This window comes from Paenibacillus agricola, assembly GCF_011440305.1.
Classification (GTDB): Bacteria; Bacillota; Bacilli; order Paenibacillales; family NBRC-103111; genus Paenibacillus_S; species Paenibacillus_S agricola.
Window position 1 is genome coordinate 412,091 of record NZ_JAAOIW010000004.1, and the last position, 22,736, is coordinate 434,826.

Annotated in this window: 21 protein-coding genes and 2 pseudogenes; 12 read left to right on the forward strand and 11 right to left on the reverse strand. The window is 43.9% G+C overall.

Annotated features, from left to right (window positions below):
• Nucleotides 1-166 precede the first annotated feature (166 nt).
• Together G9U52_RS13355 and G9U52_RS13360 are read right to left on the reverse strand one after the other, a co-directional pair.
• Nucleotides 167-1,537, reverse strand: coding sequence for a dipeptidase (locus G9U52_RS13355; protein WP_166150205.1), 1,371 nt, complete (start codon nucleotides 1,535-1,537; stop codon nucleotides 167-169).
• Between the two features lie 96 nt (nucleotides 1,538-1,633).
• On the reverse strand, nucleotides 1,634-2,845 hold the full coding sequence (locus G9U52_RS13360; protein ID WP_166150207.1) for a glucosaminidase domain-containing protein: 1,212 nt from the start codon (nucleotides 2,843-2,845) through the stop codon (nucleotides 1,634-1,636).
• A gap of 334 nt (nucleotides 2,846-3,179) precedes the next feature.
• On the opposite strand from G9U52_RS13360, the gene G9U52_RS13365 reads away from it, so the two are divergent.
• From G9U52_RS13365 to G9U52_RS13375, 3 genes are read left to right on the forward strand one after another with little or no spacing between them, the layout of a single operon-like run.
• Nucleotides 3,180-3,506, forward strand: a complete 327-nt coding sequence (locus G9U52_RS13365; protein WP_166150209.1) for a PadR family transcriptional regulator — start codon at nucleotides 3,180-3,182, stop codon at nucleotides 3,504-3,506.
• Nucleotides 3,507-3,508: 2 nt separating this feature from the next.
• Nucleotides 3,509-3,907, forward strand: coding sequence for a permease prefix domain 1-containing protein (locus tag G9U52_RS13370; protein ID WP_166150211.1), 399 nt, complete (start codon nucleotides 3,509-3,511; stop codon nucleotides 3,905-3,907).
• Nucleotides 3,908-3,935: 28 nt separating this feature from the next.
• A complete protein-coding gene (locus tag G9U52_RS13375; protein ID WP_166150213.1) occupies nucleotides 3,936-4,568 on the forward strand; it encodes a hypothetical protein in 633 nt (210 codons plus the stop codon).
• An 86-nt stretch (nucleotides 4,569-4,654) separates the two neighbouring features.
• Here G9U52_RS13375 and G9U52_RS13380 read toward each other — a convergent pair whose 3' ends face one another.
• The 4 genes from G9U52_RS13380 to G9U52_RS13395 all read right to left on the reverse strand — a co-directional run bounded on the left by G9U52_RS13380 (nucleotide 4,655) and on the right by G9U52_RS13395 (nucleotide 10,370).
• Nucleotides 4,655-5,872 (reverse strand): MFS transporter, encoded by a 1,218-nt coding sequence (locus G9U52_RS13380; RefSeq protein WP_166150215.1) that lies wholly within the window; start codon nucleotides 5,870-5,872, stop codon nucleotides 4,655-4,657.
• A 522-nt stretch (nucleotides 5,873-6,394) separates the two neighbouring features.
• The gene (locus tag G9U52_RS13385; RefSeq protein WP_166150217.1) at nucleotides 6,395-6,595 is read right to left on the reverse strand and encodes a hypothetical protein; all 201 of its coding nucleotides are present in this window, start codon (nucleotides 6,593-6,595) and stop codon (nucleotides 6,395-6,397) included.
• Nucleotides 6,596-6,829: 234 nt separating this feature from the next.
• Nucleotides 6,830-8,647 carry an ABC transporter ATP-binding protein gene (locus G9U52_RS13390; RefSeq protein ID WP_166150219.1) on the reverse strand — a complete coding sequence of 606 codons (1,818 nt, stop codon included), beginning with the start codon at nucleotides 8,645-8,647 and terminating at the stop codon, nucleotides 6,830-6,832.
• The gene (locus tag G9U52_RS13395; protein ID WP_166150221.1) at nucleotides 8,628-10,370 is read right to left on the reverse strand and encodes an ABC transporter ATP-binding protein; all 1,743 of its coding nucleotides are present in this window, start codon (nucleotides 10,368-10,370) and stop codon (nucleotides 8,628-8,630) included. The genes G9U52_RS13390 and G9U52_RS13395 overlap by 20 nt, the downstream gene beginning before the upstream one ends.
• A gap of 709 nt (nucleotides 10,371-11,079) precedes the next feature.
• Here G9U52_RS13395 and G9U52_RS13400 point away from each other — a divergent pair.
• Nucleotides 11,080-11,277, forward strand: a complete 198-nt coding sequence (locus tag G9U52_RS13400; protein ID WP_166150223.1) for a transposase domain-containing protein — start codon at nucleotides 11,080-11,082, stop codon at nucleotides 11,275-11,277.
• Here the strand turns inward: G9U52_RS13400 and G9U52_RS13405 are convergent.
• Nucleotides 11,274-11,510, reverse strand: a complete 237-nt coding sequence (locus G9U52_RS13405) for a DUF4372 domain-containing protein (protein ID WP_166150225.1) — start codon at nucleotides 11,508-11,510, stop codon at nucleotides 11,274-11,276. The genes G9U52_RS13400 and G9U52_RS13405 overlap by 4 nt on opposite strands.
• Nucleotides 11,511-11,970: 460 nt before the next feature.
• Between G9U52_RS13405 and G9U52_RS13410 the strand changes: the two genes are divergently transcribed.
• From G9U52_RS13410 to G9U52_RS13420, 3 genes and pseudogenes are all read left to right on the forward strand, one after another.
• Nucleotides 11,971-12,498 carry a TetR/AcrR family transcriptional regulator C-terminal domain-containing protein gene (locus G9U52_RS13410; RefSeq protein WP_166150227.1) on the forward strand — a complete coding sequence of 176 codons (528 nt, stop codon included), beginning with the start codon at nucleotides 11,971-11,973 and terminating at the stop codon, nucleotides 12,496-12,498.
• A 298-nt stretch (nucleotides 12,499-12,796) separates the two neighbouring features.
• Nucleotides 12,797-13,416 (forward strand): annotated as a pseudogene (locus tag G9U52_RS13415) (transposase); the annotation flags it as partial.
• A gap of 245 nt (nucleotides 13,417-13,661) precedes the next feature.
• On the forward strand, nucleotides 13,662-14,735 hold the full coding sequence (locus G9U52_RS13420; RefSeq protein ID WP_166150229.1) for an FAD-dependent oxidoreductase: 1,074 nt from the start codon (nucleotides 13,662-13,664) through the stop codon (nucleotides 14,733-14,735).
• Between the two features lie 219 nt (nucleotides 14,736-14,954).
• Here the strand turns inward: G9U52_RS13420 and G9U52_RS42080 are convergent.
• A pseudogene (locus G9U52_RS42080) lies at nucleotides 14,955-15,053 on the reverse strand (transposase); the annotation flags it as partial.
• 658 nt (nucleotides 15,054-15,711) lie between these two features.
• Between G9U52_RS42080 and G9U52_RS13430 the strand changes: the two are divergent.
• Nucleotides 15,712-15,960 carry a YolD-like family protein gene (locus G9U52_RS13430; RefSeq protein WP_166150232.1) on the forward strand — a complete coding sequence of 83 codons (249 nt, stop codon included), beginning with the start codon at nucleotides 15,712-15,714 and terminating at the stop codon, nucleotides 15,958-15,960.
• Nucleotides 15,961-16,086: 126 nt separating this feature from the next.
• Here G9U52_RS13430 and G9U52_RS13435 read toward each other — a convergent pair whose 3' ends face one another.
• From G9U52_RS13435 to ypfJ, 3 genes are all read right to left on the reverse strand, one after another.
• Nucleotides 16,087-17,310 carry an ABC transporter permease gene (locus G9U52_RS13435; protein WP_166150234.1) on the reverse strand — a complete coding sequence of 408 codons (1,224 nt, stop codon included), beginning with the start codon at nucleotides 17,308-17,310 and terminating at the stop codon, nucleotides 16,087-16,089.
• Between the two features lie 17 nt (nucleotides 17,311-17,327).
• Nucleotides 17,328-18,131, reverse strand: coding sequence for an ABC transporter ATP-binding protein (locus tag G9U52_RS13440; protein ID WP_311764858.1), 804 nt, complete (start codon nucleotides 18,129-18,131; stop codon nucleotides 17,328-17,330).
• A gap of 385 nt (nucleotides 18,132-18,516) precedes the next feature.
• On the reverse strand, nucleotides 18,517-19,353 hold the full coding sequence (ypfJ, locus tag G9U52_RS13445) for a KPN_02809 family neutral zinc metallopeptidase (protein ID WP_166150236.1): 837 nt from the start codon (nucleotides 19,351-19,353) through the stop codon (nucleotides 18,517-18,519).
• 201 nt (nucleotides 19,354-19,554) lie between these two features.
• Between ypfJ and G9U52_RS13450 the strand changes: the two genes are divergently transcribed.
• The 4 genes from G9U52_RS13450 (at nucleotide 19,555) to G9U52_RS13465 (ending at nucleotide 22,724) form a co-directional block, all read left to right on the forward strand.
• Entirely contained in the window at nucleotides 19,555-19,776 is a 222-nt protein-coding gene (locus G9U52_RS13450) for a hypothetical protein (protein WP_166150238.1), read from the forward strand.
• Between the two features lie 89 nt (nucleotides 19,777-19,865).
• Nucleotides 19,866-20,108 (forward strand): hypothetical protein, encoded by a 243-nt coding sequence (locus G9U52_RS13455; protein ID WP_166150240.1) that lies wholly within the window; start codon nucleotides 19,866-19,868, stop codon nucleotides 20,106-20,108.
• Nucleotides 20,098-21,195 carry a GerAB/ArcD/ProY family transporter gene (locus G9U52_RS13460; RefSeq protein ID WP_166150242.1) on the forward strand — a complete coding sequence of 366 codons (1,098 nt, stop codon included), beginning with the start codon at nucleotides 20,098-20,100 and terminating at the stop codon, nucleotides 21,193-21,195. The genes G9U52_RS13455 and G9U52_RS13460 overlap by 11 nt, the downstream gene beginning before the upstream one ends.
• Entirely contained in the window at nucleotides 21,111-22,724 is a 1,614-nt protein-coding gene (locus tag G9U52_RS13465) for a spore germination protein (protein WP_243767312.1), read from the forward strand. The genes G9U52_RS13460 and G9U52_RS13465 overlap by 85 nt, the downstream gene beginning before the upstream one ends.
• The last annotated feature ends 12 nt before the right edge of the window (nucleotides 22,725-22,736 follow it).

Sequence of the window (22,736 nt, forward strand, 5' to 3'; positions counted from 1 at the left end):
ATGAAACAATTTTATCATACTGCGAATCTATTCATCAGTCAAACCCATTATTTGACGAGAAGCACATGACTGGTGCAGCATGTAACCCTACAAGCAAAAGCCGGAGCAGCTAACGGCTGTTCTCCGGCTTGGCTTATTCATTGGCTAACAAGATTTGAGGCAAAGCCTATTTATCCTTTTCAGCCAATAGCTGTAGAAACGTTGTAATCGTAAGCAGGCCGTAATCGAAATTTTCCAGGTTGAAATGCTCATTGGGCGCATGCAGGTTTTCGTCCGGCAGCCCAAATCCCATCAGCACCACCGGAACCGATAGCAAGCGGGAGAAAGCTTCGACAATGGGAATCGATCCGCCGTCTTTAGTGAATACAGGACGCTTGCCATAAACGCTTTCGTAAGCATCGGCTGCTTTTTGCAGGACAGGTGTAGCGGGATCAATCGTGAACGGGTTGCCCTTTTCCAATTGCTTAACGGTTAGCCTAGCACCCGTTGGCACATGCGCCAGCAAATGGCGTTCGATCTTGTCCAAAATATCCTGCGGCTTCTGGGTTCCAACCAGCCGGCTCGTGATCTTGGCAATCGCCTCGCGCGGAATGACCGTCTTTGTCCCTTCGCCTTGGAAGCCGCCATACAATCCATTGATCTCAAGAGTCGGACGTGCGCCGATTCGCTCCACAAACGAATAACCGTCTTCGCCGTACATCGCATCAAGCCCGAGTTCCTGCTTCAGCTTCTCTTCATCGAAGGCGAGCTTGGTGAATTCGTCCCGTTCCATGGCGGACAGGCCCGGCACATCGTCATAGAAGCCCGCTACAGCTACGCGGCCTTGCTTATCGTGCAGCGAATCCAACAGCGAGACGATCGCATGCAGCGCATTCGGGACACCGCCGCCGAAGGAGCCGGAGTGGAGATCCGTGTTCGCAGTTGTGATCGATATCTGCATCGAGCATAATCCGCGTAGCCCCGTGCTGATCGCGGGACGCCCCTTCTCCAACAAGGACGTATCAGAGATTAGCACGTAATCGGCTGCCAGCATGTCCCGATTTTGTTCCAAGAATGCGGGTAGATTAGGACTGCCAATCTCCTCCTCGCCTTCGATGCAGAACTTTACATTAACAGGGAGAGGCAATCCCTGCGCCAGGAAGGCTTCTACAGCTTTGATGTGGAGAAACAGCTGCCCTTTGTCATCGGTAGCTCCTCGGGCATACAGCTTTCCGTCACGAATATTCGGCTCGAAGGGCGGCGTTTCCCACAGATGAAGCGGATCAACGGGCTGGACATCATAATGGCCGTAAACGAGCACCGTCGGCAAATTTGTGTCGCGCAGATAATCGGCGTAAACAACGGGATGCCCTTTAGTTTCGCGAATCGAAACATGTTCGAGACCGGCGAGGCGCAGCGCGTCCGACAGCCATTCGGCAGCCCGGCTTACATCTTGCTTATGGGCAGATAACGCCGAAATACTCGGAATGGATAACCATTCCTTTAACTCCTGCAAGTGCTGTGTTTTGCGGCTTTCGAAATACGATTGAAACGTCATGGTTCTCCCCCTAACTAAGAGTGATGGAATATGGTTCTCCCCATTTCCTATCATATTCCAGCGTGAAAAGCAAACTTTACGTGGAAGTTGCCCGCATTACAGCAGCTTTTTATAATCGCTTTCCATAATTTGCTTCACCAAAATGGGCCATTGGGGGTTGGCCTGGCAATATTTTCTGGCCACCTTCTCTATACTCGTATAACCCTTATCGACATAATGCTCAGATATCAGCTGTCCGAATTTCTGGACACTATCTCCCTTGGTTTCGAAGCTAAAGGCTTTATTGTAAGCATCATTGTCAATGGCGTTTAATCCGAACATATTGTTTTTATTGCGGGCGATTAAGCTTTTTCCGTGACCGCTTTCAAGCTTCATCACAGCAATGGTGAAATACGCGTTAATCCCATATTCCTGCTCAACCTCTAATATCGCTTTTTCCAGCTCATAGCCTGAGAGGGCAGTTCCTTCAAAAATTTGGGCAATATGTTCTTCTGTAAGGCTGGATGTGGAATTCACCATAGACGTTGGTTTAATGGGAGCCTTAGCCGAATCTCCGCTTCCGTCCTCTTCTGGCTCTGCTGACATCTCTCCTGTCCCATTCACCGCTATTTCCCAAGCTTTAGTGGCTGTTATCTCTTCGGCTGGATGTTGGACGGATAGCACCTTTACCCGTGCCGACTCCTTCATGGAATCTTCAGTTGTGCTCGGTTCAACCAATTCACCTGCTTCACGAGCACCACTTGGACCACTGAGCAGCTTGGCATACTTCGCGGAGACATATCCCGCAAGCTTAAGCTTGAGCCAGCCATTGTCGGATACTTCGACGACTTCAAGTACGCTTCCTCTTTGGACGACCTCAATAATTTCCGTTGCCGCATCTGCATAAGCACGTACATTGAGCAAATACGCTGTAACCTCATATTGGGCAACGGCTGGCGCTAACGGTTTACCGTTTTGCTGCATAACATTGATTTCTGCCATGTTTAACTCCGGCTGTCTATTAACCTCAAAGGCTCTGTTTAAGTCAGCAGTTGGAGCTTGTACAAGAGATGGGAGTCCGTTAACAATAATTGGTTCGGACGGCACCGTATTTGATGTTGGCGGCACACTTGGCGTGAGTTGTGTAGCTGGTATGGATGATTCAGTTGCAATCGTTAATGTGGACGGCGTCAATGTCGGAGATTGATGAGAAAATATGTACGAAGGATGATTATTGCTGTCATCAACGTTAATACCCATGCCCATGGTGAAAATCACGGTTACGCTTAACAAGAAAGCATTTAATTTCCATTTTAACATACTACGCATCTGTAGCACCTCTTTCATAGAATAATAGGCTACATTGATTGTACATAAATGTAATCAAGAAGCCTGTCAGTTTATCAGTGACTATTTAGATGATAATTGTCAGAATAATAAATAATCGATAGCTCCAGTAAATTTTATGTCCAAACCCTTGCAAAAAATGAAATAAAAAAACTGCCTAGCACGCCAATAATGGCATATTAAGCATTTTGATGGATTATAAGCGTCCTTCCGCACTGTGCACTTTTGGCATATTTTAAATTACTTTGACAGATAGAGTAATGTATGTTAACTTTACTCTAGCAGATAGAGTAATCTTGAACACAGGAGGAACATCATGATTCGTAGCGATATGATTCGCGGGCATTTGGATGCCATTATTTTGCGGCTTATTTACGAGAAAGACCAATATGGTTATGAAATATCCAAAGAAATCAGCCTGCGGACAAATGAGCGTTTCCAGATTAAAGAAGCTACCTTATATGCCGTATTTCAAAGACTGGAGCGCAGGGAATTAATTGAATCGTATTTCGGGGATGTTTCCCATGGCGGCAAAAGAAGGTATTACACTATCACCAAGCTCGGGAAGGCTTATTTTAAAGAAACCGTTGAGGAATGGCGTGAAATCAAGGCAATCGTAGATATTTTTATGGAGGGGTTATGAGGATGAGCAAAATCAAAGCACATGTCGAGGATTTATTCAAGGCTATACCGGATAGTGAACAGAAAGAGATGATCCAGCAGGATATTATCGAGAATCTGGAAGAAAAAGTACGGGATTTAATTTACCAAGGCAAGGACGAGGAGGATGCGATCAATAAAGCAATCGTCGAATTTGGAGATATTGAAGACATTAAGGATGAACTGGGTGGTGCCGTAATGCCGGCAAATAATCGCTTTGCCCTACATTTGGGATTCTCACTTTGGGGGAGCGGTCTGATCGTTGCGTTATTTGTTTTTATCAACTTCTATTACACGCCAGAGACGATCTGGTTTGTTTATCCGACCTTTGCGGTTGTATGGTGGCCGCTGGTCATGTTCTACAAATGGTTAGGCTGGAAATAACGGAAATAACGAACCAGGAGGCATCCGCATGAATAACCAAAAAGCTAATTTCGCGATAGCAGGAAGTATCTTATGCATTTTGCTGTTTATGTTTATCAATTACACTACATCGCCCGAGTATATTTGGTTTATTTACCCTACTTTTGCTATTATACATTGGCCGCTATCTATCTACTTTCTTGCCAATGGAAACGTGAGACCTTATTCGCTCATAACAAGCATTTTGATCGTTATTTTTCTATTTATCGAAAATCGTCTGCACTACCCGCAGCATCCTTGGTTTCTGTACGCCTGTTATCCGATTCTGTGGTGGCCCATTCTGATGTATGCCGGCAAATATGCCAAAAGCCTCTCCATAGCTGTAATTGGCGGCATCTGCACGATTCTCTATTATTCCATATTAAATATTGTGCTTTCTCCCCCATACCCCTGGGCAATTTACCCTGCCTATGTGGTTTTATGGTGGCCACTAGCCATATTTTTCACAAGAAAGCAAGATTATTGGGGATTCTCGGTGTGGGCAAGCATGCTTACGATTCTCTTCTTTACCTCTGTAAATGCTTTTTCTTCCCCCGACACCATCTGGGCGATTTATCCGATATTTGCGATTCTCTGGTGGCCGCTAAGCATGTATTATTTCAGCAAAAAAGCCAAGGCCTGAGCTTAAAACCCAAAACCTAGAGCTTTAAATGCTTTTTGGCACTTGGGCTTCCAACTCCTAAACCTTAACTTTCTTTCAGCGTTTATTCAATTCAGGGCTTTCGCCTCTTCTGGCGCTTTCTCGGCCTTGGAGCCTAATTTCAACCTTCTTATAACCATGGCTATTACCAATAAAGCTGTACCGTTAATAACGAACACCGCTGGTATGTTCAATTGGCTGGATAAAAAACCGCCAAGCAGCGGTCCGAGCATCATGCCCGCCTGCATCATCGACTGGTTCAAGCTAAAGGCACGTCCCCGAAAGCTGGGATCGGTCGTTTTCACAATTAATGAATTGAGGGCTGGGTAAACCGCGGCAAAAAACAGTCCATATACAAAACGTAGCCCCCCGAACAGCACCAGATTATGGAAGGCGATCTGCAATAAATTGCCTAGCCCGCCACCAATAAGACCTATAAATAAAACCTTGCCATAGCCAATCCTCGAGCCTATAATCCCCCACCGTGGAGCGGCTATAATCGTCGCCACTCCAACAGCCGAGAAAATAATACCCGAGCTCATCGCAGCATTGCTTATGTTTGAGCCCAATTGCAGCACGTAAATCGTTAATAACGGCTCCAATATCATCACCGACATCGAGGTAATTAAAGTAAGCAGCAAAATCGTCGATAGATCGCGGTTAGCAGCGGCATCTTTAATATTGCCCCATACCTTCGATCTTGCCGACGATCGGTTAAAGTTCGTTTCTTTCACCCAGACAATCGCGATAATCAGCGAAACCAACGTTAACCCACTGGACACCAGGAACGTATTCCTGTTGCCAAGCCAATGGCTAAGAAAGCCGCCCATTAAAGGTCCCAAAATATTGCCTGCCGCATTCGCAGTCGACATCACACCAAGTGAATAGCCCACATGCTTTTCAGGTGTATTGGTCGCCACTAAGGCAATCGCAGCAGGTATGTATCCGGCAAACAGCCCATTAAGCAGCCTGACAGCCAGCAATTGATAAGGGTCCTGAACAAAATAAGTTAGGAAATATAAAATCGTAAAGCTTAATCCCGAGCGGACCATCATTGATTTGCGCCCATATTTATCAGCTATCGTCCCCCAAAAGGGCCCCATCAAAGCACTAGCCAAAAAGCTAATGGAAAATACGGCACCGGACCAAAGCTCCAGATTGTTCGTTACACCTAATTCATCATGAAGGAAAATCGGCAAAAAAGGCACTGAAACGGTATAAGAAGCGCTTATGAAAAATGAACCTATCCACATGATGTAGAGATTTCTTTTCCAAGAAAAAGCCATACTATGGTCCTCCTATCCAATCCCTGTTAAATTAAGCATAACATTAGAGCGCTTTCAGTGTGATCCGTTTTAGTTATCCTTATGATAAAAAACTACTATCGCAGGATTTCCCACATTCAATCATAATGACCCCAAACCATGCTTGGTAAGGACATCGTGTAAACCATATTGAATCATCACTTTTGTGACCCCTCCATTTATTCATGAATATTATTGGATAAGACTGCAAATACTTAACATAATAAATCAGGAATATAAAGGAGTTGCCGTTATGTATACAAAAGTGAAATCGGTACTTAAGGATTACTTCTTACCACAGAAGTTGCCCAATGATTTTTATTATTTGAATGAGTTTGGTATGTATTCTTACTACTATCATACAGAAACAGATATATTAAATGATGAGTTAGAAACATCGTATGTCCAACCCTTCCCCAACAAGCCATAAATACAATTAAAAAAGCCCTCTTTCCACTTGGATTGAGGGCTTTGCTGTATTTACACCCCAGCAATAATCATTCCTTACCCATTTCTTTCTGTATTCACCAGATAACGCGACTTACCCCGACCTTCATATATTTCTGCAGTATCGAATACAAGCCCGCCATCTCGCTGTGCCTTTATCGCCTCCATAGCAGAAGTCCAGTCAAGAAAATCTGTAAGAACTAGGACAATCGATTTATTTTGCTTGAATACGACTTCATACTTTGTTCCCATTTTCATCACTCATTTCTGCTTCATATTTTATATGTCCAGTAATCTCGATGAGTCTTATTACCCACAACTTTTATTTTTTCAACTTACATAAACATTTCTTAATATGTGTTTTAAAACGAAAAAGCCTCAATCTTTATGATTGAGGGCTTTGCTGTATTCCATAAACAAAAAATGCCCTCAATCCCGAAGGAAGGAGGGCATTGGGCTCCCACATTTGGAGCATGATTTTATTGCATTAGCCTAGGCCGTTTCATCATGAAATGGATTTTGAAACAGTCCGTAGTAGAAGCCCTTTTCCTCTAGCAGCTCCTCATGGGAGCCGCGTTCAATAACCGTGCCGCCATCGATTACAAGAATTTGATCGGCCTGCTGGATCGTATTCAGCCGATGGGCGATTACGATGCTCGTTCTGCCCTTCATCAGGCGGAACAACGCTTCTTGAATTTTCAGCTCGGTAATTGTATCGATGCTGCTCGTCGCCTCGTCGAGAATCAGGATAGACGGATCGGCCAGGATGGCTCTGGCAATGGACAGTAGCTGCTTCTGCCCTTGACTGATGCCGCTGCCATCCTGCTTGAGCAGAGTCTCGTATTGCATCGGCAGCTTCATAATAAACGTATGCGCATTCGCCGATAGAGCTGCCTGCTCGACATCCGCATCGGTGGCGTCCAGCTTCCCATAGCGGATGTTGTCGCGGATCGTTCCTTGAAACAGGAACGTATCCTGCAGGACGAAGCCCATGTGGCGACGAAGATTCGCCCGTTGTATGCTCGTGATGTCATGTCCGTCTATCAGGATCTGCCCGGCGTCCGCATCATAGAACCGGGAAAGCAGCTGGACAATCGTCGATTTGCCTGCACCGGTAGGCCCGACTAAGGCAAGCGTTTCGCCAGGCGCTACCCGAAACTCCACCTCACGCAATGTCTTCCCATCCTTATTGTAAGAAAACGATACATTCGAGAATACAATTTCGCCCCGCAGCGCCGTCAATTCGATAGCATCCTGCTCGTCGCTGACCTCCCCATTTTCCTCCAGCACCTCGAATACCCGCTCTGCTCCTGCAATCGCCGACAGAAAGGTATTGAATTGGTTGGCCAGATCATTAAGCGGGCGAATAAATTGCCGGGCATACTCGGAGAAGGTCACCACGACACCTATCGAGATCGTGCCGTTCATAACGAGCATGCCGCCTACGATTGCAATTACTCCGAAGCTAAGATTCGTTAATCCATTCATCACCTTAGGAATAAAGCCCGAGTAGGTCTGCGCCCAATAGCCGGACATCTTCAGCTTCTGTGCCTTGGCCAGAAATTCCTCGGTGACCTGCTCCTCCCGAGAGAATACTTTAACAATACTTTGTCCGGAAAGTGTCTCTTCGACAAACCCGTTAAGCTCCCCCAGGTTTTGCTGCTGCTGTTTAAAATATTTGCTCGTACGAGCCGTAATCCATTTCATCCCAAAGAACATCACGGGAATAATAAACAAAGTAATTAAGGTGAGCAGCGGGCTCAGCCAAATCATCAAAATAATCATCCCTGTGAACGTAAATACACTGGAAATCAGCTGGATAAATGAGCTGTTCAACGTTTGGCTGACATTGTCGATATCATTGGTGAGCCGACTCATTAATTCGCCATGCTGACGTTTGGCGAAATACGAAATGGGCAGCCTATGCAGCTGGCGAAATAAATCCTCCCGCATCGCATACACTGTTTTCTGTGCCACGCCGATCATCCAATAATTTTGCAGCCATGTCGACAGCGAGAATAGGATGTAGTTACAGGCCAGCAGCAAAAGCAGCAAAATAAGACCATCGCTGTCTGTAGACACGACAAACCTGTCGACCGCAACACCTAACAAATAAGGACCTAACAGCCCCAATGAGGAGCTTATAATAACCATACAAAAAATAAGTGCCAGCAGCCCTTTATAAACCGAACAATACGACCAGATTTTTCGCAGCGTAGCGCTCCAATTTTTTGGCATTGGTTTTTTGCTTGCATTCTTTGCTTCAGGCTTTGCGACAGGAGGCTTAGCCTTACTTGGTAATTGAGACATGTAGAGTAGCCTCCTCTCTTATCTGGGATTGCACTATTTCTCGGTACAGCGCAGACTGTGCCAGCAGCTCCTCATGGGTTCCAGCCGTACTTAGGCTGCCTTCCTCCAGAAGAAGCACCTTATCGGCAGCTATCGCTGTGCCGATTTTTTGCGTAATGATCAGTGTCGTACACTGGATCGTTCGTAGCGCAGCCAAAAGGGCTGCCTCTGTCCTGACATCAAGCGCACTGGTGCTGTCGTCTAAGAGCAGCAGCTTAGGCTTGCGCAGCAAGGCGCGTGCGATCGAGATCCGCTGCTTCTGGCCGCCTGACAGATTAACACCCTTCTGGCCAACAATCGTCTCATATTGCTCAGGCAGCTTCATAATCGTTTCATGGATTTGTGCCTTTTGCGCAGCCTCCATTATATCCTCCATGGAGGCATTATCCTTACCCCACAAAATATTTGCTTTGACGCTTCCTGTAAACAGCATCACCTCTTGAGGGACATAACCAATCTCGCTGCGCAGTACGCTAGGCTCGAAGGCTCCGATATCGTTTCCGTCAATCCAGATTTGCCCGCCGCTTAGCTCATATAGGCGCGGTATAAGCTGGAATAAGGATGTTTTGCCAGAGCCGGTTGCCCCTAACAGTGCAATCGTTTCCCCGGGACGTGCCTGAAACGAAACCGATTTGAGCACCGGTTCGGACATATCCGGATATTGGAACGATACTTGATCAAATACGATACTGCCCGCCGTCACCTGAGGAGTCGATGTTTTCAATTCAGCATTGGCTGGATCCTCGGTTGTTGCTAACACCTCGGTTACTCTGGTTGCCGATGCTTTGGCACGCGAAAGTGCCATCACCAGCATCGAGATCGTGGAGAAGGAGCCTGCTATCCGCGTTGCGTAATTGACAACTGCGACAATCTGCCCAATCGTGGCATCCCCCGTATTCACCTGCAAATGCCCTGACCACAGAATGAACATAATACTCAAGTTCATAACGAGCAGCAATAAAGGAACCGTGAGCTCAATCAATCGCAAAGCAGCCATCGTCCGCTCCATCAACGCTTCATTCGTTTGGCTGAAGCGTTTAATTTCATGGGCATCCCGCACAAGCGCCTTAATTAAGCGCATACCCATCAGATTTTCGCGCAGCACTCCATTTGTTAGATCCAAGCGCTCCTGCACCGATCGGAATAAATAAAACGCTTTCTTCATCATCCAGATTAAAAGCAATAACAATAGTGGTGTTACCAATACCAGAATCAACGCTACCTGAAAATGGACCATCATGGCCATCACCATGCCGAATACCATAAACAGGGGAGCACGCATCATGATGCGCAAGCCCATAAACACCGTATTTTGCAGCTGGGTCACGTCACTTGTAATTCTTGTAATCAATGATGAGGTTTGGAACTTATTGAAATCGGCATAAGGGATCGACTGTACCTTGGCAAACAAGCTTTTTCTAATATCGAACCCAAAGCTTTGGCTGACATGAGCGGCAAAAAACGAATTGACAATCCCACCCACAAAGCCGAGAAAAGAAATGACGACCATAATACCTCCCCAAAACAGCACGGTGGGAAGATCCTTCTGCATAATACCATTATCTATCACCTTGGACATTAGCAGTGGATGGAATAGCTCAACCATTAATTCAACAAGCATAAGCAACAGTGCAATGGCCATGGCCACCCGGTACGGCTTTAGAAACGACAGGATGCTGCGCATTCAATATCCTCCAATCCTATTAGTCTTTCATTACTGGCATAGACTATATAGAATTATACCCCTCCATTATAAAATATCAATAACATTAAATGAATATAGCAAGTAGATAAACCAAATTATTGCTAGCAGCTTTTTATTCCATGGTGGTTTCCAGTCCATATTTTAAATGATTGATTAATATACGCTAAAGAAAAACTGTCGAATTTTAATGGGGCGATGGAAATCAGAAAAAGGCTACTCTGCAAACCCGCTAAAAATAGTATCTTTTCAAAAAGAAGCCCCGATGACGCGTACATGCAAAAAACAACGCAATAGATAAATTTTTAGCTATTAATTTAAATCCATTAATAGAAAATGATTTAGTTCCCCAGGAAACCCTAATTTTTGCAAATCTCCATTTTTTTTATGTTTATCCATTTCAAAAACTCCCCAAAGTTTCTATATTTAGGCCCCTAATCCTGTGAGTTTGATTGCTTTGAGGCCTCTAGATTACGTTTAGGAACCTTCTTACCTTTTGAATACTCATTGCTTGCGGATAAAGTTGAGAGTTCCTTTTTCATATTTCTTGAGCCCGAACTATTATTCATACTCGCTTTCCCAATCAGAGATATAGCCAGTCTGGTCATCCAATAGTTCTTTCAATCAAATTCCGGGCTTTCCCCTTACTTTTACGCCAAGCGGAGCCCAAGCGAGCGCAGCCATCTACAATGTGGTCGAGACCGCCAAGGAAAACGGGCCACATCCCTTCCGTTATCTGAAGTACTTGTTTGAACAGTTGCCACAAATTGCTGATCTGCAAGAGCCTCGGGTATTGGAGCTGTTTATGCCGTGGTCACCACAACTCCCCGATTTTTGTCGCTTAAGTCAATCTGTGCTCATCATACACTCGCTCCCATCTGACCGCTAGGTGGGGCTATTTGACGCATACTTTTGAAAGTCTTTGAAAAGGACATCGGCTGCGATTTCGCGCAGTCCCTCTTGTTGAATCTGGGCATGTAAGAACAATTTTAGGTAAGCATAAGTCGTGAACTTCTTGACGTAGTTATCTTGTTCTCCTTGGGCAATCCGTTCTTTGAAAGTCTTTGCACAGATGGGAGAAATCCATTTACCAAATGAGGAAAATAGGGTATGGTTGTCCATGGGCTGAATCCTTTTCGATGGATTATGGACAGGTACTACCTGACCATTTCAAAATTATGAATATTCAGAGAATATTAATGCAACGCTAGTGATATAAGTTCTTGTCCCCAGTAAAAGACAAGAACTTATATCCATTAAACGAAAAAACCACACCGGGCATTGTTCTCGTTAGATCTGACGTTTCGCACCCTTGCATAAAGTTCAAAATAATATTATTTTTATGTATAATTTAAGGTTAATATTCAATATAAAGTAATTATTTTGCATAAAACCAAAATTACTCTGCATAAATACTCAAGGGTGCGAAATGTGAGTTAGATATATGTTCCTGTCCAATTACAACAGTCGGTGACAAGAACTTGATGTCATAAATTACAAGAACTTTAAAAAGGGAATGCCGTTACTCTATAAAAGACGCTTTTACTAATAGCTAGAAATTGATGAGAAAGGAAGTATTTCTTTGAGTGAACGAACTAAGCATCATATTCAACAAGCATTTTATACGTTATTGAAAACGACATATTTCTCTGACATTACCGTGCAGGATATTTGTGATCAAGCTAGGATTCACCGTAGTACATTTTATCGCTATTATAATGACAAATATGTACTATTAAATATAGTAGTTGAGGGGAAATTTAAAGATATGCATTCTACACTCCCTTTATCAGAATCGAAAACAACTATTGTTGCGCATATAATTGATTATTTTGAAGATAATATGTCATTCTTTAAACACATAACAGCAGAAAATTCGGATTATTTATATGAATCACTGGACCAATTTATCAGTCAAATGCTTTTACAAAATGCATCAAAGTATGAAGATGCTTTATCACAAAAGATTCATAACGCTAAGCACCCAGAATTACTAAGTAATTTTTATAGTAGTGGTATTCGTAAAATTTTAAAAAAATGGGTTATTGATCCTGATGATCAATATACAAAAGATGATATTATTGAGTTTTTTGTATATATAGTTGAATGAATTTCATAATTCCAAACCCTTGGTGGGCTTAAGTCTTTAAGGCAAAAAAAAAAGGAGTACCTCCCCAAATCTCGAAGTGTTTAGCACCGCTACCACACACTTGAGAGAAGGTTGGACTCCCTATGTATAGGGTACACCAAGAAAGCTTGTTTACGTTAGAAGATTTATTGATTTTGTTCCCCAAGATACCTACCGGTTCTTTTTCAACACGTTGGATATCCGTCCTTTTTTGAAGGTCGTATCCAAAAAGTTTGTTTTAGGAGCACCCACTCAACTGAACTATACGGCCCTGTTGGGGTCGTTTTTGCTGTCTTCGGGTTCGATCAACGACGGAAAGATGGCAATTCCCTTGTTAAAAGCTTTAGCTGAACACCATCCCGAGCTGGAGGTAAAGCAAGTTTTAGCAGACGCTGGCTATGACTTGGCCCCGATCTATAAGCAAATCGAAGGCATGGAAGCCCAGGCACTCATCGACTATAACCGCAGGAACGAATCGCCGGTTGAATGCACAGACAAGTATTTCCGCCCCCTTTGCAAAGAGGGCAACAGTTACCGGTACGATAGCTTTAATGCCAAGTCCAACACGCTGAAGTATACGCAGCCTAAAGAATGTGCCAATTGCCCATTTAACGATGGGACTTGCCAGAAGGTTTTTAAAATTAAAAGGGATTCAGACCCCAGAAAATACACGGTTCCGGCAAGGGGAAGCGATCGTTACTACGCTCTCTACAAAAAGCGAACTGCCGTTGAACGTGTCAATGCCTATCTCAAGGAGTACTTTCAAACTGAAAAATGTGAGGCATCGCGGCACGAAGGCACAAGTTAATTTTTACTTTTCCTGCTTAACTTATCGCTTGCAAACTAACTGTGGACCGCTGGAACCAAACCCTGAAACGCTCTACCAAGAAAGTCTCTTAATTTTTAAAAATACTCAATCATTATTCTGTTCGTACGGTTTCAAGTATTAATCTTTATGAAATTGATTCAGTTAAATAAAAAGAAACAAAAATTATTATATGTTGCAAATTAAGACACTTTTCTTTTTTTATTCGTGGTCGATCTCCGATATAACTTTTATTATATAAATACAAAGTAACAAAATACTTTGGAAGTATCACGTTACCATACAAAAACTAATATCATAAAAAAGGAGATCACCCAAGATGAACGAAAAAAAATTAGAAGACTTAAATGTAGTTATCATAGGTGGCGGTATTGGTGGTTTTGCAACAGCAGTCGCATTACAAAATAAAGGAATTCAAGCACATGTTTATGAGCAAGCACAAAGACTTGGAGAAGTAGGAGCAGGGATTACCATACATCCATCTTCTCAACATTTATTTGAAAAGTGGGGCTTAGGTGAAGTCTTTTACGAGAAAGCACGTATAAATAAGACTATTGAATTTTTTACACCGCAAGGTGAGTTAGTCACAAACGATGTAGAAAAAATACTACCTTCATTAAAACAAGACAAATTAGGTTTACATCGAGCATCTATCCATCGTGCACATTTATTAGATTTATTAATATCACCAATTGATCCAGAATACATTCACTTAGATCATAAATTTAAATCACTTATTGAAACAGATGACTATGTAGAAATAACTTTCGAAAACGGTGCAGTAGTACGAGCAGATGTTGTGATTGCAGCGAACGGAATTCACTCAAATATCCGTACAATCTTCAGTAATGATGAACCAATCTATTCAGGTATACATTCGGTCCGTACAATCTTAGGTCTAGAAGCAACAAAAGAAACAGCAAAAGAAGATGGTACTGTCATGTATAGAGATGATAGAACGGTCATATTAATGCAACCAGTAGCTGGAGGTATGCACTTCGATATCCTCTATCCTTCTGAGGATTCATCTTGGGTAAAGGACACAGTAAAAGAGGAACTACTCTCTAAATTGACTTCGTTCGATGAAAAGCTAGTTAGACTGTTAGATACGATTGAATACCCTATCGTATCTCGTGCATTATATTGTCGTCAACCAATCCCACAGTGGAGTACAAATCGTGTTACATTACTTGGTGATGCAGCACACTCCATGTTACCGACACTAGGTCAAGGTGCTAACTCAGCAATTGCTGATGCCGATTCGATTGCACGAGCATTGAGTGAATGTGCGACAGTAAAAGAAGCCTTACAACAGTATGAAAATGAACGCCGCCCAGTTACAACTGCCATTCAAAATGAATCTCAACAATATGATCAATTATTAAACAAATGATAATTCTCTAATTTACCAGGAACTGATAGTACTATTCCTTCTCTGTCCATTCCTTGGCAACCATTTGTCTTGCTGTATAGTGATAATAAAATTATTTAAAAAAGATAAGAGGGGCTGTCTTATAAGTTAAAACAGGTGAAGAAAAACAAATCGTTTTTCTTCACCTGTTTTTCTATTTTTATAATAATTTACTGAAAGTAGCTGACGTAATCCAGCTACTTTCAGTAAATTATGTGCTAGGGCTACGATGCCAAACTCCGTTTGAACTTTCGCTAAGCCCCGAAGCGAAAAGCGACGGAACGACCTATTGCCCTTTATTTTCTTGGTCTAACACTTTTTCAGTCTAAAACTTTATTTTCTTTCGACACATAGTACGGATGTTCATAAGTACAGAGGTTTTAGTTTTCAGTTCTAATACAAACGAACGGGACACGATAGTTTAATAAAGCAGCGGCAGTCTAGGACTTAATTTTCATGTCCAAGGCTGCCGCTCTTTATTGTGGCAAAGTCAGTCTAATACTTATTAATAATTGAGAGCTGCCGATTTTGCGCCCCCATAAGCCGCGTAAAATCAATAACTCCGGTCTACAACTTTATTTTCTTCGTACACAAGAAGGCCAATAAAATAAGGAGCAGCCGCTTAAGGCACTGCTCCTTGTTTCGTAAAGATTATCATTTGTTATGTGTTCAAGAAAGATCGATTCAGGCTTTGCTTTCCCTGCTTCAATCTCACTCAAAGTACCTTGGGCTACGCCAATTAAGCCGATGATACAATGGCCTTAACACGTACACCCTAGCATGGTATAAATCCCGCCAGCACTCCGATCAGATTTCCCTGGTGCCGTTAACCCGCTTCTGTACCTCCCCTACCTGATACGGGTCACGAAAAAAAATATTTTTAGATCTTGCGTGTTCGTATTTAGTTCGCATAAAATATGTATAGAACTAATGTTCCCACAAATAGGAGGTAATACAAATGATGAACGTATCCAAGCGGCCAGAAAGAGATGAATCCGATCTGGAAGAATTGGGAGATAAGCTGGGTGAGGCCAAGCATGAAAGAAACGAAATGCTGCTGACAGTATGGGGGAAATCCGAGGTCATTCGAGGCCGAATCGTGGAGTTGGATGCTAACACCCGAAAGGTTCATGTAACCCAATACGGGGGAGAAATGGTGAAGATTCCTTTTATGGACATCATGAAGGCGGAAACATGCGGCGCCTGATTGAACGCCGGCATGTATATCCGTTAGGTTTTTATTCGTACTTGGATATATTTGAGACGACAACAAACACCCCATTCTGCTTTCTTAGCAGTTTGGGATGTTTGTTTTGGGATACCCTCTTGGACGTTAATAGATGCTTGTAAAAACAGAAGACGTGCCATATGCTAATGGAACTGCCAGTGCGAGCATCAGGATCGGCCCCCACCATACCGCCAAAGAAAAACCTACAAATAAGCTTAAGAGCAGCAGCGCTGGTAGCACCATAATCGGTGTAACAGCCTGTAAGGCTTGGTGCTTAGCCTTATCCTGGATATGAAATAAATTCAGAAAAGGGGCCGCTAATTCTTCTTTGCAGAACCTTCTTCGCCAGTAAGCCAGCAAGCAAGCCGCTACGAGCAATAAAATAATTTTGAGAATGCCCGGTACGAAAAACAAGACAGCTCCCATCACAACAACAAATTGCAGCGTAAGACGCCATTGCGAACCACTGCGAAAAAAAGATTTGACCAGGAAATCCGATAAGCCAACACCTGGCCCTGTCCCTTTGAACAGCCGCTGCGACTTTCCGAATAAAACTGGGCGTTTGCGGGCTGGCCTGATGCGCTTCCTGCGCACAACTCGGATCAACAGGATCGAGACGATCCGCATCCGCGAATCGCTCTCCCTAGCGATATCAGCGAAGAAAGCTCCCTTCTGCCTTAGCCGCCAAATGCTTATACATACAAGCAGCACCAGCAATATCGCGATAAGGGCCCAGCTTATCATAGGCATTTCGTTAAAATGGACAAGCTGGTATTCATACAGAAAGTATAAGCCGAAGAACAACGTCACCCGAACCAGCCACAAAACGATGCCATACAAATGGATCGTCAGCAATTGGCGTGCCATGCCCATGTTTACTTTTAACAAATAGGTCACCAGAAATAAGCATATTAGCTGATTCTGGCTCATAACGTACGTGTTTACCAATAAAGGAAGCAGTAGCAAAACCAGCAAGAGCGTTGTCACACCCTGCAGCATAAGCGAATACCGCCAGCCCTGGACCATCAAATGCTTAAACCAACGTGTATTTTGCCGCAAGAAAAGCTGGTCGCCCTCCTCTACAAAATAACGAATCGTCCCTAGCCAAGCAAATATGTAGAACACCACTATCACTAGAGACAACGGTATCCAACTAAACCAATCAGGCGGCTCCATCAGCCACGTATAATAATGGTAGCCTGCTATCAGCATAACCGGAATGACAAAATATAAAGCAATAATCCAATCGACTACAAGCCTCATTGCCTGAATTTGATAGCCCCAATCGGATTGGACTCTCCTAATAAACAACCGAAAGCTACTGGTCATTGCAATCCGTCCCCCTATCATAGCAGGGAGTGAAAGCAATCGAATAAAGGAGCGTCAGGCAAGCCACTCTGCTTTTGAATATCCAACAACGTCCCGTTCGCTACCAATCGGCCGCCCGAAAGCAGCACAAAGGAGGTACAAATACGTTCAGCTGTATCCAGTACATGGGTACTCATCAAGATGCCAGCACCGCGTTTGCGTTCATCATCAAGCATATTCAAGAAATCCTTGATCGCCTTGGGGTCTAGCCCAATAAACGGCTCGTCCACAATATAAACGTCAGGCTTATTTAGGAAACCCAGAATCAGCATAATTTTTTGCTGCATGCCTTTGGAGAAGTTGCTTGGCATATTGTGCTTTTCATCCAAAAGCCTAAAACGCTGCAATAATTCCTCGGCTCTTTCCAGAAAAACCTCCCGATCCAACTCATACACCGCCGCGGCAAATTCCATATGCTCCCATAAGGTTAGCTCATCATATAAAATCGGCTGCTCAGGAATATAGGCATAACTTTTACGCTCACCCGAAAAGGAAATCTCCCCTTTAAAATCCTTCAGCAATCCGAGAATGCTCTTGATTGTAGTACTTTTCCCGGCTCCATTGGGACCCAAAAGCCCCACAAGCTCGCCACGGCGCACTTCAAATTGGATCTGTTTAATAACATCAGACTGGCCGTCATAGCCTGCTTGCTCGATATTGACCTTCAATACGGCTTGGTCGCCATCCTCAAGATTTTTAGCGGTTTGTTTTTTTTCGGTATGCTTTTTCTCTCTATGCTTTTTTTCCAACATTTTTTTCTCTACTAATTTGTTTTCTGCCACTTGCGCTCACTTTTCCTTTCCGATGTGTACCGCTCTACATATATGATCTTCCAATTATATAGCACAATGCGTAATAAAGCACATGTAACCCTGACCACAAAGGGCCAGAGCACACCTAAGCATATGTATTAATATACAAGCTTAATGCTGGAACCTAGCTACCAGACCTCTAAGATTCGTCGACAGCTCGGTTTAACTTCATTATGTCCCAGTCACGACTAATTTCGACATGTTGATTATTCAATCAAATATACGGGAAAAACACATTATTTACTAGTAAATATTTCATACAGGATTAAATAGTCATCGATTTGCCTGAATCCATATTCGACTTTTGGGGGGAACCACTTTAACCGGTTCTGGTCTCCATTTGCCCACCTCTTTTTTACAGCTCTTGAGCGTTAAAGGTATCGCCTCCCTGTAAATTGCCGCCCTGAAAGCCTTTATTAAACCAGCGCTTGCGCTGCTCGGACGTACCATGCGTAAAGCTGTCTGGCACCACATAGCCTTGCGCTTGCTTTTGAATGCGGTCATCACCTACAGCACTTGCTGCTGTTAAAGCCTCCTCCAGATCACCCTGCTCCAGCAAATCCATCTGCTGGGCATGGTAAGCCCATACGCCTGCCAAATAGTCGGCCTGTAATTCAAACCGCACCTGAAATTTATTATATTCGGTTTGGCTAAGCTTGGCACGTAAAGGCTCCAACTGCTCGGTAGTCCCTAGTAGCGTTTGTACATGGTGCCCTACTTCATGGGCAATTACATAGGCCATTGCAAAATCTCCAGGAGCCTTGAATTGATCCTGCAGCTCTTGATAAAAGCTGAGGTCTATATAAAGCTTCGAATCACCCGGACAATAAAAGGGCCCTACAGAGGAACCGGCTGTACCACAAGCGGACTCTACACTGCCTGAATATAGGACAAGAACCGGATTCTTATATTGTAGGCCTTCCTTACGGAATACATCTGCCCATACCTTTTCTGTATCAGCAAGAACAACGGACACGAATTGTGCAAGCTCTTTATCCTGCGCGGTTTCCTGGTAAGCCGTGCTGCTGGAGCCTGTATTTTGACCCGTTCCCAGAAAATCTCCGGGATTGCCGCCGAGTAAAGTAATGATAATGACGATAACTAGTCCGATTCCACCGCCAATCACACCTTTGCCGCCCATGCCTCTGCGATCCTCAACATTCGAGCTACCTTGCCTGCCTTGCCATTTCATCGCAATTCCCCCTTATAGGTGTGTAATTCACATGATGTAGTTGCTATATTAATAGTCATATACCCGTAATGGCTAGTATTTAACCGAAGGCGCAGCACTCACTATGATTATTCACCGAACCTCTAACTTGGCAAGTTATGCAAATACAACTTCCTTTTATGCTATACTAGCTTTAAAATTTCGCAGAATGGGGGTAATGATGTGGAACCATACCAGACGTTAATTGGAGTCGTATTGGAAAAGGTCGGGCAAACCTATAAGGAATTAAAATTCAACTATGATGGTTTAGAGGGCGTTCTTAAGGGGCATTCTCAAGCGGAAATCGAACAAACCCCTGAGCTGCTCACGATCACTATGCTAAAGGATATGTACGGGGCACTTATTCTGGAATTAGAACAACAGCTTCCCGGAATTAAGGATTGATCTTTTATAGGTACATTTCCAAGTATAAATAGCTAGCTGGCAAGGAATGCTAAAGATTATATTTCCAATTCCTTTAAAGGAGCTAGCCTATGCTGGAAAATATGATCGTTGCCCTCCTCTTATTTAGCGCATTACTGGCTTGTGATTTCCGAACAATCGCCCAATTAGGCTGGAAATCAAGGTCGTTATATTTACTTTGTACCCTCTCATCGATCTATTTAGCGCTTATTTTTATATTCCATTTATCTTGGTTCCACTACGGTGACCTTCTGAAGGCTATATATGGATGGCCGGCTGGGCAGGTGGTGGGCTATCTCAAGCATGAATCTTAAACCTTCCACAATCTCTTCGACCCAGCTTGCCGCCTTATTAATGGCTTATTCCTTGGGCTCAGCCATCGTTTATATTCCCAATCCACTAAGTCAGGCTGCAGGTAATGATGCTTGGCTTTCCTTGATTCTGGCCTATGTCTTCGGGATGATTGTGCTGGCCTGCACGCTTTACTTATACAATAAGCATGATGGAGCCAGCCTGATCGCATACAGCCGCAGCCTGATTGGAAATGCGCTAACCATCATTGTTGCTATTCCTTTAATTGGCATGCTTCTTTTTGCCACTTCGGCAATCAATAGCGGAATTGGTGATTTTGTGACAGATGTCATGATGGATAGAACTCCCCTTTACGCCTTTAATTCTATTAGTATGGTTATTGCCGGCCTAACCGCCAGAGCGGGAATTAGTGTTACGGCCAGGATGTTCGTTTTATTGCTGTTTTTGCTGGTTGTCTTCTCCATGAGTGTGCTTATCCTTGCCATTCCCACGTATGATCCGGGCCACCTGATGCCAATGATGGAGGAGGGGATTCGCCCTCTGCTTCATGGTGTTTTTATCTCTTCCGGCTTTCCCTTTGGCGAGGTAGCTTTATTCTCGATGCTGCTTCCCTTTACCAATTCCAAAAAAGTTGAAAAGCTTCCATCTAAACTGTATATGGCATTTTCATTTACAAGCCTGATGCTGGTGTTATGTACATTATGTACGACAATGGCTTTTGGCAATGCTTCTGGTTATTTCAAATATTCCTTGTACCGTCTTGCCAGTGAAATCCAAACTCCGGAAATTTTTCAACGGGTTGAGTCCATTGTTAGCATAGCCTTGATTCTTGGCTCCTATATGAAGGCGACTTTGTTTCTAATTATTTTGAATCAAATCATCATCCAGGTTTTTCGGATCAAAGAAGAGCGAGCCCTGATTTATCCGCTCACGCTGTTGTGTATCTTTTTATCGCTTACGATGTTCCAATCTCCCGCCGATTTTGAGCAGCAAGTATACCAAATATGGCCATTCACGGTATTGGTCGTAGGCTGCGGATTTATCTTTTTGTATACGCTGTTGACATGGCTGCGCAGTATGAAGAAATAACCAGAGATGGGGCGTTCAACCTGGCTACAACCAATAAAACCAAGCAACCGTTTGCTTCAGACTTGGCCACCAATCGGCAACAGATGGAGCTTGTATTTGCCAATTGCCATGATATGGTGTTCGAAATCTGGAATTACGGTGATGAGCTACAGTTTGAAGCTATGACCGTCTACTGCTGCTCGTTGGTTAGTATGCAGAAGCACAAGATCCTGGAGCAAACGCTATCGGATTTGGTTTTTCACCGAGCGGGCATTGCAGAACCTGTAACCCCTACGTTCGTAAGCAGCTATTTCGGCAATAAGGGGGTAACCAAGCATCCTTTTTTTCTTATTTGCACTTTAGAGGAAGCCTATAAATGGCTGATGGACGGGCATGTCGTTATTTTAATTGACCAATGGGATGAAGCGATTGTTTACCGAACTGAAGGACCCAGCAAAAGACAGGTAACTGAACCCGTCAATGAACCCGTCGTACATGGCCCTCGTGAGGGCACTGTTGAAAATTTGGAAATAAATATCGGAATGCTGCGACAACGGATTAAAAATCCCCAATTCAAAATCGAATATTTCTATGCGGGTGAAATCGCCCGAAACAAAATCGTTTTTGGCTACCTTGAAGGAGTAGTAAATCCTGAGGTGCTGCTGGAATTCCGCTCCCGCATTGCCGGCATGGAACAATACGAGGTGCTGGAAACCTCTTATCTGGAGGATTGGATCGAGGATTCCCATTACACCCCCTTCCCACAAGTCCGTTACACAGAGCGAACTGATTCTGCTGCTGCCTCGCTTATGGATGGAAAAATTATCGTCATGGTAGAAAATTCTCCAATGATCATGATTTGCCCTGCGCTATTCGTCGAATTTATGGGAACAAGCGAGGATTATTATGTAAGGTCGGTGTTTGCAACATTTGTACGGCTATTAAGAATTATCGCTTTTCTGATCGCACTTACATTGCCCAGCATTTATATCGCCCTCTCCACCTTCCATCCCGAGCTTATCCCTACCGTGCTGCTGTTAGCCATTCTTGATACCAGAGAGGGCATTCCCTTCCCTGCCTTCGTTGAGGCTTTAATTATGGAGGTATCCTTCGAGCTGCTGCGCGAAGCCGGTATCCGCCTCCCCCGCCCTGTGGGATCAGCCGTCAGTATTGTTGGTGCTCTCGTAATCGGACAAGCCGCCATCATGGCCAAGATTGCTTCGCCCATCATGGTAATCGTAATAGCTACTACAGGGATTGCTTCCTTTGCTATCCCCCATTATGATATTGCGATCGCCATTCGCGTGCTGCGTTTTCCGATGATGATTGCTGCGGGGCTGATGGGCGGCTATGGATTGATGGCTGCATTTTTGTTGACGTTGCTCCATATGACTTGCCTGCATACGTTGGGCCAGCCCTACCTGTCTTCGTTGGCACCACTAAAAATTCGGGACCTACGCGATATATTCATCCGTGTTCCCCTGGAATATTTCTTGCGTTCCCCGCGTAACCGCCGTCTCCATCGTTCTGGAGGCAATAACCGCAGCTAGAGAGGAGCTCCG